Annotated in this window: 1 protein-coding gene; it reads right to left on the reverse strand. The window is 68.5% G+C overall.

What is annotated here, in order from left to right:
• Positions 1 to 88 precede the first annotated feature (88 nt).
• Positions 89 to 397, reverse strand: a 309-nt coding sequence (locus AC066S_RS39865) for a methyl-accepting chemotaxis protein (RefSeq protein WP_478272075.1), incomplete at its 5' end; no start/stop codon positions are given.

Raw genomic sequence — 397 nt, forward strand, 5'->3', positions numbered from 1 at the left:
GGTGAATGGTGACTCCGTGATGGCCTGAAGCCGGTGAGCCCATGGTGGCCCGCCGGCTCCTTTTCCGTTCCAGCGGGTGCGCCCGCCCTCATTGCGGGATTGCGATGAACTGCGCCGGCTGAGGCAGTGCCGCCTGCTGCGGGTGCAGCTTGAACACCGAAACCGCGTGCACCAGCTCCCGCGCCTGCTGCTGCAGGCTCTGCGCCGCGGCGGAACTCTGTTCGACCAGCGCGGCATTCTGCTGCGTGGCCTCGTCCATGTGGTTCACGGCGATTCCCACCTGCGCCACGCCGTTGCTCTGCTCGCTGCTGGCGGCGCTGATCTCGCCGACGATGTCGCTCACGCGCCGGATCGACGCCACCACTTCCTCCATCGTCTGGCCCGCCCGGTCCACCAG

The sequence above is a fragment of the Bradyrhizobium sp. CFUWI genome, from assembly GCF_056429085.1.